The sequence below is a fragment of the Neoroseomonas terrae genome (assembly GCF_018129025.1).
GTDB classification, from domain to species: domain Bacteria; phylum Pseudomonadota; class Alphaproteobacteria; order Acetobacterales; family Acetobacteraceae; genus Neoroseomonas; species Neoroseomonas terrae.
On the sequence record NZ_JAAEDI010000024.1, the window covers coordinates 90,349 to 98,491 of the forward strand.

The window sequence follows — 8,143 nt, forward strand, 5'->3', positions numbered from 1 at the left end:
GACGGCGATCACTTCGTGGATGAAACGTATCTGATAACCGGTGGCACACTCCCGGCGTTACGCAAGCGTGGGAGCGCTCGGGCGGCGCGGCACTGGATCACCACCAACGGGAAGCGGCCATTGCGCTCGCTGCTGTTCCCATTCCGGAGGGGACGGCTCCAGCAGCCCCGGCAGCGTCATCCCTTCTGGCTGGCGCCCATCGAGGATGGCCTCCACGATGTCCGGCGCCAGCAGCGTCAGCCGCAGCACGCGCGAGACATAGGACGAGTTGATCTTCTCGGCCGCGGCGAGCTCGTTAATGGTCGCAAAGCGCCCCGACTCCAGCATCCGCCGCCACCGGAACGCCCGCGCCACCGCCTTGATGAGCGTGATGTCCTGCCGGCGTTCCAGCGCCAGTACGCCCGGCGCGACCATCGCCTTCCGCCCGCCGCGCGGCTTCACCCGGAGGGGGATGACCACCGTCAGGGTCTGCGCCGCGTCGCTCATGCCGCCGCCCTCCCGGCGTCGGGGGCCTGGGCGGCGAGGTCGCGCACCAGGCTGCCGAGCCCGTCCAGCCGCAGCCGCACCGCTGCGCCCTCGGCCTGAACGTCGACCCGGTCCACCAGCAGCCGCACGATGCGCGCCCGTTCGGCAGGGAAGAGCTCGTCCCAGAGGGGTTCGATCCGCTCCAGCGCCAGCAGCACCTCCTGCTCGGTGACGTCCGGCGATGTCGTGCGCGCCGCCCGCCACGTGCCGACCACCATCTCGGGCTGCCGCAGCAGCGCCCGCACCTGGGCGACAACCGCCGCCTCGATCTCGCCGGCCGGAAGCCGCGGGATCGCCGGCCGCTCCGTCGCGCCGCCCTTCAGCACGGCCTGGCTCACATAGTAGCGGTACATCTGCCCGCCCCTGCCGCGGCTGTGGCTCGGCGACATGGCGCGGCCGTCGCTGTCGAAGATCAGCCCGCGCAGCAGCGGCGCGGTCGTGTTCCGCGTCCGGTTGATCCGCACCCTCGGGCTGACCTGCAGGACGGCGTGCACCGCATCCCACTGCGCCTGGTCGACGATGGCGTCGTGCTCGCCGGGATAGGCCGTGCCCTTGTGTACCGCCTCGCCGAGATACACGCGGTTGCTGAGGATCCGGTAGACGTCGCTCTTCGTGAGCGGGCGGCCCCGCTTCGTGGTGGCTCCCTCGGCGCGCAGCGCCTGGACCAGCTTGGTGCAGGACTCCGTCTCGACGAAGCCCTGGAAGATCCGCCGCACCAGCGCCGGTTCGGCATCGTTTACGACAAGCTTCCGCTCGCGGACGTCGTAGCCGAGCGGCACATAGCCGCCCATCCACATGCCGCGCTTGCGCGATGCCGCCACCTTGTCGCGGATGCGCTCGCCAATGACCTCTCTTTCGAACTGGGCAAAGCTGAGCAGGATGTTCAGCGTCAGCCGCCCCATGCTGGTCGTGGTGTTGAAGCTTTGCGTTACGGACACGAAGGTCACGCTGTTCGCGTCGAACACCTCGACCAGCTTGGTGAAGTCGACCAGCGAGCGGGAGAGACGGTCGATCTTGTACACAACCACGACGTCGACCAGCCCCTCCTGGATGTCGGCGACGAGGCGCTTCAGCGCAGGGCGTTCGAGGGTACCGCCGGAGATCCCGCCATCATCGTAGCGGTCGCGCACCAGCACCCATCCCTCGGCGCGCTGGCTGGCAATGAACGCCTCACAGGCCTCCCGCTGGGCGTCGAGGGAGTTGAACTCCATGTCGAGCCCTTCCTCGCTCGATTTTCGAGTGTAGACCGCGCAGCGCAGCTTCCGCACGGGCGCCGGCATCACGCCGGCTGGCTTCGCATCGCGCTTCATGCCGCGCTCCGGCTCGGGCGCAGCCCGAAGAACACACGCCCGTTCCAGCGCGTGCCGGTGATGGCGCGGGCAATCGCGGAGAGCGACTGGTAGGGCCGGCCTTGATACTCGTAGCCGGCGCGCGTCACGGTCACCATGTGCTCGACGCCCTGGTACTCGCGAATCAGCTGCGTCCCAGCGATCGGCTTGTCTTCGCCGCGCTTCCGGCGGACGGCGATCTTGCCCCCATCGAACTGCTCGCCCAGGACCTCAAGGCGCGCGAGCGTCTCGGGCTTCAGGCCACCATAGGCAAGCTCCTGGATCCGATAGGCGAGACGGCTCTCCAGGAACCGCCGATTGTAGGGCGGCGGCTCGGTGCCGAAGAGCTCCCGCCACTGCTGCTTCAGAAGAGGCGTCGCCGCGGTCTTCAAGGCGGCGAGCCGGCCCAGGACGTCGGCGGGCGGGATGGCGGGAGCGGTGAACGCCGGCGGGGTGCCTGGCTTGGGCTTGGTGGTGCGCGTCATGCGTCTCTCCGGGTGATCCGGTTCGCATGACGGCGCTGAGCGGCCGGGAAGTGTAGCAACCGCTCTCCGCGGTCCGCGGCGTGGCGCGCGGCTTCCTCGGCAGCGCGGCTGTGCAGCCGCAGCAGGCCGCGGGCGAGAAGGTCGCAGACCTCGCGTATGTGGGGCGGGAGGTAGTGATTGGTCGGGTTCGGCAGGGGCATCGCGATCCAACACGCATGGTCCTGCCTGTTATGTACGGATTTGGGGTGGTGCCGTTCTCACGGCATCACGCGAAGCACCCCGATCACGCCGCCTTCCGCTTCGCCTCCGACCCGAAGATGGCCCAGACATCGCGCAGCCGACGCTTCATCGTGCTCTCGTCGGGCACCCGTCCGCCCTTCTCAGCAAACCAGCCCTGCACGTGCCGGATCAGAGCGCCGAAGGAGTCGGGCACGCCCTCGAAGTAGATCAGCCGGCATGCCTCGAGCCGAGCTGCATCCCAATCGTAAGTCGGCTGCGAGCCGCGTCCTACGGCCTTCGGGCCAAGCGCGATGTTGTCCAGCGCTTCCTCGGTGGCCGCGTAGCGCGCGAGCTCCTCGTGGCGCACACCGACCTCGTCACGGATGACCGTGTAGCCGCGATCCTCTTCGCTCGTGCTGACCAGGCGCCGATAGAAACCCGGCTCGGCGGCCAGCCAGAAAATCGTCTGCGATCCATGCCGCAGAACGAACCACGCATCGTCCGGCTTCAGGTCGACGAGGCCCTGAACACGACGGCGGTCATCAGGGATCGGCGCGGCATCGCCATCGAGCTCGACCTCGTGGTACCCGTCCTCAACCAGCAAGCCAGCCACCGCGGTGCAGAGCTGGATCTTTCTCTCGGATACCAACACCGACATGTCGAGCAGCGACAGCCCGAGCCGCTGGCACACTTCGTCGATCTGATAGAAGACCTTCTTCTTCGGCGGATTTGCCATCGCGACCTCCGTCAGCCCGCACGCATGCTGCGCAGGCGCCGATAGGCCAGCACGACGCGACCCATGTCCTTGCGCATGTCGGGCGGCAGGCGCTCTGCCTCGACAAACAACGCGTCGAGCGGAATGCCAAGGATCGCCGCGGCGCGCTGGACCACCTCGTCGCTCGGTGGCTTGTCGAGATTGCGCTCGATCCGAGACCAGTAGCCGGGGGAGATCCCCATCCGCTCGGCCAGATCGTTGAGCCCTATCGCGAGTTCCGTGCGCCGGGCGCGCACCACATCGCCGAACGCCATCACGCGTCTCCTTCCACCAGGCCGTAGCGAGACAGGCGCACGGCGATGAACCGCTCCGACACACCGAAATCGCCGGCCAGCGCCGCCAGCACGCCGGCGAGAACATCGGGCGGATTGCCGGCTGCGACGATCGGACTGGCCGGCCGGCCCTGGTGCGGCCCGCGGCAAAGCCGCAGCCCTTCGCTGCGCGCATAGGCCAGCAACCGCGTGTGCAGCGGCACTGGCGGCACCAGCAGGGCGCCCATGAATTCATTGGCGCGCGCTTCAGCGCCACGACCCTGGCGTTCGAGCGCCCGCGGGGAACTGGCCACCGCGTGATAGCGCTGGTCTCCCCTGGCCAGCGCGGCCGGCACGTCGAACAGCAGATGGCCAAGCTCATGCGCCGCCGTGCTCAGCGCCAGGTCAGGGCGATTGGCTGTCATCGGTCCATTGACCGCGATGTAGGCCCAGCCCGGTTCGTGCGCATCGATGTCGCAGAGGCCGAGCACCGTGTGGCCGAACTCGTCGCGCAGCGCGCGGCCCAGTTCCCAGGACACGGACAGGCGCTGCTCGTTCACCTCGACCGCGCGACAGGCATCGATCAGTGCCGGAAGGGTGAGCGCAAGGCTGTCAGGCTCGCGCGGGATCTGGCGCCGGACCTGGGCGGCGACAGTACGAATGGCTGGGGCAGCTGCGTCCTGGCGCGGGCTGAGCGCAGCGGCTGCGGGATAGGCGATCGCGATGGACATAGGAACCAGGTCCCTGGTTTAGAGATGATTGGGCAACGGTAAGTTCACTGTATGTTCCTGCCCGCAGGAGAGTCCAGCGCTCTCGGCGGGAGGGGGTGCGGTGGTCGCGGGCACCCTGCACCCCCTGGTGCGTAAGTGATTGACGGTGAGTGCTAGTGCATTGATTCGTTATGGGGTGCGGGGATCAGTGGAAGTGTTCAGCGCACCCCTGCGCACCCCCTTGCCCTAGCCGCACCCCCTACCGCGGCGCTGATCTCGGCTCATCGCAATCAACCGAGCCGGAAGGGCCGTGGGATGAGAGAGAAACAGAAGTCGCAGGCGAATCTTCCTGAAAAATGGGACGAACGTCAGGTCCGCGTGGCTCTGGCGGCGGCTCGCTGCCACGCCGCGCGTTTCGCCCGGCAGCGTCGCCTGCCCCGGGAGGACCGGGAGGACCTGACCCAGGACATCCTGCTGGTCATCCTTGAGGCGGGCCAGCGCTACGACGTCACGCGGGCGTCCTGGACCACCTTCGTCGCCGTGCTCGCGCGGCGTGCGGTCATCGATCGGGCGCGGCAGCCATCGCCGCCGGCGTGCGTGTCCCTCGATGGCGAGTTTGCTGCTGACATCCGCAGTTCCCTCGTGGTGCCGCACGCAGATCCCGACATCGGCATCGCATTCGGGCGCGTCGGCGAGGATCTGCCGCCGGCACCGCGAGCGCTGTTGCGGCGGATCATCCTGCACCGTGATGTCGCAGCGGCGCGCGACGCCGGCGCTGTCTCTCCCGCCACCTTCTATCGCGAGCTCCACGACCTGCGCTGCTGGCTTCGCGCGCTCGGCGTGCGTCCTGCGGCGGCAGCACCCATGCGTGCGACGGCGCCGATGCGATCGGGGCCGTGAGAAGGATTTCGCGCAGATCCGTAAATAACAAAGTGAGCACCACGCGTCGAAGGGAGCCCCACACGATGCGCTTCACATCCCCTGAACTGCTGTCGACCGCACTCATGTCGAGCATCGAGGATCTGCTCGATGTCGTGATGACCGAGAACGGCCTGTGCGATCGCTTTGCCGATGCGTCGCCCGGCGATGCCATCGTCTACCACATTGGCCTGCTGGCACGTGATCGCGACAAAGCCGCGTCCGAACTGTCGCCCGAGCGGCGCGAGGATCTCGAAGCGGTGGCGCGGCGCGTCTGGGCGATGGCGGAGGCTGGCCTCGGTCACCTTCTGCAGCGTCGCATGGCTGAGGGGCGCTGCGCCTATCTGCTGGTCGTCCGGCCTCGGCCGCTGAGTGCCCGCAGCGCCGCCGGCTACGTGCTGGCCGACCTGCTTGGCCGGGAGGCCGCGTAGTGGGCAAACCCTCCCGCGATAAGGGATTGCGCCGCGAGCGCGCCATCGTCGAGCTGCACGTCAAGTGCGGCATCCGGGCCGAGCGCGTGCCGCTCTCCGGCGCCCTGCGCTATCGCGGCAACGGCGCCGACGTGGATCTCTACGTCCGCGGACCCGAGCCGCTCAAGGCGGAGGTCAAGGCGCGCGGCGAAGGCAGCGGCTTCCGCACACTGGAGCGCTGGCTCGGCAGTAACGACGTGCTGTTTCTCATTCGCGATCGCGCGACGCCCCTGGTGGTTGTGCCTCTGCATGTCTGGATGGAGATCATCCGCCTCAGCGCCGTGCAGGCGAACCCAGATGCCGATCGCGATCGTGCCCGCCGCGCGCGCCTGGCCGAGCAAGGCCCGCGGGCGCCGGCCGACGCGATCGCAGAGGTGACGCCGTGAGCCCAGGCAACACCCTCCGCCCGCGCGCCGTCGGCGAAGCCCTCCGCGACCTGACCAGTGGCGCGCTGCTGGCCGGCGGCTTCATCGCGCTCTGCTGGTTCGCCGGCTTGGTGACCATCCGATGAGCACCACCCCCTCAACCAACAGGACCACTATGACCAATCGAACGACTCTGGCGCAGCTGCGCGAGATGGACGCCGCGCAGGCCGCACGCCTGCCCGCCGATCATCTGGCGCTGCTGCTGGAAGAGGTCGGGGCGCTGAAGGCCGACGCCAAGCACCTCGCCGACCTGCTGCACGACGCGCTGCATGCCCGGTATGGCGCCCACGCGGCGGCGGCCCGTCGCGCCGAGGGCAAGGACACCGGTCGTGTCCGCATCGCGGATGACGCCTTCGAAGTCGTAGCCGACCTGCCGAAGAAAGCGGCGTGGGACCAGCCGAAGCTGGCCGCGGCGGTCGCCACCATCGTGTCCTGGGGCGAGGACCCCGCGGACTACGTCACCACCGAGATCCGAGTGCCGGAGAGCCGCTTCACGGCCTGGCCGCCGCGCATCCGTGCGGTGTTCGAGCCGGCGCGCACCGTCGCCACCGGCCGCCCCTCCTACACCCTCGAACAGAAGGACGCCGCGTGATGGCGCACGAGCTCCGCATCCAGGTCGTCATCCCGCTGCAGGGCGATGCCGTCGCCCGGGCGAAGGACGTCGCTGCCTTCGAACCAACGCTCGACAGCTTCACCGAGGTCGTCGCGCGCGCCGGCGGCGACATCAAGGTCGACGTCATCAAGGCCAAGCCTCGTGCGGTAAAGCAGGAGGCGCACTGATGGCGATCTCCCTCGCATCCCTGCGGCGCGGTGGCGACGCGCGCCCGCCGCGGCTGCTCACCTATGGTGTGGCCGGCGTCGGCAAGACGCTTTTCGCGACATCCGCGCCGCGGCCGGTTGTCGTGCAGACCGAGGACGGGCTCGGCACGATCAGCGCGGCCACCTTCGGCGTGCTGCGCAGCTTCGACGCGGTGATGGAGGCGCTCGGCAGCCTCTACACCGAGGTGCACGACTTCGAGACGCTGGTGGTGGATAGCCTCGACTGGCTGGAGCCGCTGGTCTGGCAGCACACCGCGCAGACCCATAACCAGCCGGACATCGAATCCTTCGGATACGGCAAGGGGTATCTCGCCGCGCTGGATAACTGGCGCAGCTTCCTCGATGGCGTGAATGCGCTGCGCGACGAGCGCGGCATGGGCGTCATCCTGATTGCCCACGCCGAGATCCGGCGCTTCGACAGCCCCGAGACGGAACCCTACGACCGCTACCAGCCCAAGCTGCACCGCAGCGCATCGGCCCTGGTGCAGGAGCATGTCGATGCCGTGCTCTTCGCGAACTACCGCGTCAGCACGCTGAAGTCCGACGTCGGCTTCAACAAGAAGGTGGTCCGCGGCGTCAGCGGCGGCGACCGCCTGCTGCACACCGCCGAGCGCCCGGCTTTCCTGGCGAAGAACCGCTTCGGCCTGGCCGAGACGCTGCCGCTGTCCTGGCCCGACCTCGCCGCCGGCATCCCCTTCTACGCGACGCCGCCGAGCGGCGCCCCCGCCTCCACCACCGAAGCCCGGAGCTGACCCATGGCATCCCTCAATGGAACCTTTGACGCGACCGAGGTCGCCCCCGCCGTCCCGCTCGAGGTGCTGCCGCCCGGCAAGTACCTCGCGCATCTGATCGAGAGCGAGATGCTGCCGACGAAGGCGGGCGATGGGCAGCTCCTCAAGCTGGTGTTCGAGGTGCTGGAGGGCCCCTCCGCGCGCCGGAAGATCTTCGACCAGCTCAATCTGGTGAACCGCAACGAGCAGACGGTCGAGATCGCGCAGCGCACGCTGTCGGCCATCTGCCACGCGGTGGGCCAGGTGCATGTCAGCGACAGCGAGCAGCTGCACTTCAAGCCGCTGATCGTAACGTTGAAGGTCGAGCCGGCAGGTCCCGACAAATACGGCGTGCACCGCGAGGCGCGGAACAAGGTGGCCGGCTACTCGGCGGCCAACGCCGGCAGCGCCGCCGGCAACGCCACGCGCCCCGCCAGCCCGGGGCCCC

General features: G+C 68.8%; 14 protein-coding genes. 8 read left to right on the forward strand and 6 right to left on the reverse strand.

Going from position 1 to position 8,143, the window contains the following annotated elements:
• Positions 1–57 precede the first annotated feature (57 nt).
• The 6 genes from GXW78_RS20910 to GXW78_RS20935 all read right to left on the reverse strand — a co-directional run bounded on the left by GXW78_RS20910 (position 58) and on the right by GXW78_RS20935 (position 4,314).
• Positions 58–486, reverse strand: a complete 429-nt coding sequence (locus tag GXW78_RS20910; RefSeq protein WP_211870831.1) for a hypothetical protein — start codon at positions 484–486, stop codon at positions 58–60.
• Positions 483–1,835 carry a recombinase family protein gene (locus GXW78_RS20915; RefSeq protein ID WP_211870832.1) on the reverse strand — a complete coding sequence of 451 codons (1,353 nt, stop codon included), beginning with the start codon at positions 1,833–1,835 and terminating at the stop codon, positions 483–485. The genes GXW78_RS20910 and GXW78_RS20915 overlap by 4 nt, the downstream gene beginning before the upstream one ends.
• On the reverse strand, positions 1,832–2,338 hold the full coding sequence (locus tag GXW78_RS20920) for a DUF2924 domain-containing protein (protein WP_211870833.1): 507 nt from the start codon (positions 2,336–2,338) through the stop codon (positions 1,832–1,834). The genes GXW78_RS20915 and GXW78_RS20920 overlap by 4 nt, the downstream gene beginning before the upstream one ends.
• Positions 2,339–2,621: 283 nt before the next feature.
• Positions 2,622–3,293 carry a hypothetical protein gene (locus GXW78_RS20925; protein WP_211870834.1) on the reverse strand — a complete coding sequence of 224 codons (672 nt, stop codon included), beginning with the start codon at positions 3,291–3,293 and terminating at the stop codon, positions 2,622–2,624.
• Positions 3,294–3,304: 11 nt separating this feature from the next.
• Complete coding sequence (locus GXW78_RS20930; protein WP_137126662.1) at positions 3,305–3,586, reverse strand: helix-turn-helix domain-containing protein; 282 nt, start codon at positions 3,584–3,586, stop codon at positions 3,305–3,307.
• Positions 3,586–4,314 (reverse strand): ImmA/IrrE family metallo-endopeptidase, encoded by a 729-nt coding sequence (locus tag GXW78_RS20935; protein WP_137126661.1) that lies wholly within the window; start codon positions 4,312–4,314, stop codon positions 3,586–3,588. Before GXW78_RS20935 ends, GXW78_RS20930 begins: the two co-directional genes overlap by 1 nt.
• A 357-nt stretch (positions 4,315–4,671) precedes the next feature.
• On the opposite strand from GXW78_RS20935, the gene GXW78_RS20940 reads away from it, so the two are divergent.
• The 8 genes from GXW78_RS20940 to GXW78_RS20970 form a co-directional block, all read left to right on the forward strand.
• Entirely contained in the window at positions 4,672–5,193 is a 522-nt protein-coding gene (locus tag GXW78_RS20940) for a sigma factor (RefSeq protein ID WP_211870835.1), read from the forward strand.
• 65 nt (positions 5,194–5,258) lie between these two features.
• Positions 5,259–5,642 carry a hypothetical protein gene (locus tag GXW78_RS20945; RefSeq protein ID WP_211870836.1) on the forward strand — a complete coding sequence of 128 codons (384 nt, stop codon included), beginning with the start codon at positions 5,259–5,261 and terminating at the stop codon, positions 5,640–5,642.
• Positions 5,642–6,067, forward strand: a complete 426-nt coding sequence (locus tag GXW78_RS20950; protein WP_211870837.1) for a hypothetical protein — start codon at positions 5,642–5,644, stop codon at positions 6,065–6,067. The genes GXW78_RS20945 and GXW78_RS20950 overlap by 1 nt, the downstream gene beginning before the upstream one ends.
• Complete coding sequence (locus GXW78_RS28355; RefSeq protein WP_272876883.1) at positions 6,064–6,192, forward strand: hypothetical protein; 129 nt, start codon at positions 6,064–6,066, stop codon at positions 6,190–6,192. Before GXW78_RS20950 ends, GXW78_RS28355 begins: the two co-directional genes overlap by 4 nt.
• A 29-nt stretch (positions 6,193–6,221) precedes the next feature.
• Entirely contained in the window at positions 6,222–6,698 is a 477-nt protein-coding gene (locus GXW78_RS20955) for a hypothetical protein (protein WP_211870838.1), read from the forward strand.
• Positions 6,698–6,886, forward strand: coding sequence for a hypothetical protein (locus GXW78_RS20960; protein WP_211870839.1), 189 nt, complete (start codon positions 6,698–6,700; stop codon positions 6,884–6,886). Before GXW78_RS20955 ends, GXW78_RS20960 begins: the two co-directional genes overlap by 1 nt.
• Positions 6,886–7,677 (forward strand): ATP-binding protein, encoded by a 792-nt coding sequence (locus GXW78_RS20965; RefSeq protein ID WP_211870840.1) that lies wholly within the window; start codon positions 6,886–6,888, stop codon positions 7,675–7,677. The genes GXW78_RS20960 and GXW78_RS20965 overlap by 1 nt, the downstream gene beginning before the upstream one ends.
• A 3-nt stretch (positions 7,678–7,680) precedes the next feature.
• Positions 7,681–8,143: DUF669 domain-containing protein (locus GXW78_RS20970; protein WP_211870841.1), on the forward strand; the 463-nt coding region annotated here is incomplete at its 3' end.